The following is a 420-nucleotide window of genomic DNA, read 5'->3' on the forward strand; positions in this document are numbered from 1 at the left end:
TGGCGGCCATTTGTCTTTTTCTGAGGCCTCGATGGCCGAAGAAAAAGCCCGATACATACTTCGAACCCTTACAAACGGGGAAAGAAGAAGGTAAACATCAAGTTCGCCCGTCATCAAAAGGAGGAACCCGATATGTATCGCGCCCATTCTGAGAAACGACATGAACCAATCCAGTCGAAGACCACGTTGGACCAGCTGGTCCCGCAGGATCATCTCGTCCGGAGACTCGACCGTCACATCGACTTCTCGATCGTGCACCGGCTCTGCGCCCCGCTCTATTCGAACACCGGTACGCCCGGCATCGATCCAGAAATCATCATTAAGATCATCTTACTCGGACCCCTGTTCAACATCCGTTCCGTGCGCCAGACCGTGAGGGAGGTTCAGACGAACCTCGCCTATCGCTGGTTCCTCGGTCTC

The 420-nt window shown here is 54.3% G+C and carries 1 protein-coding gene; it reads left to right on the top strand.

Annotation, left to right across the window (positions count from 1 at the left end):
* Positions 1–132: 132 nt before the first annotated feature.
* Positions 133–420: transposase (locus KNO99_RS15555; RefSeq protein WP_214747115.1), on the top strand; the 288-nt coding region annotated here is incomplete at its 3' end.

This window comes from Exiguobacterium sp. s189 (assembly GCF_018617615.1).
Lineage (GTDB): Bacteria > Bacillota > Bacilli > Exiguobacteriales > Exiguobacteriaceae > Exiguobacterium > Exiguobacterium aestuarii_A.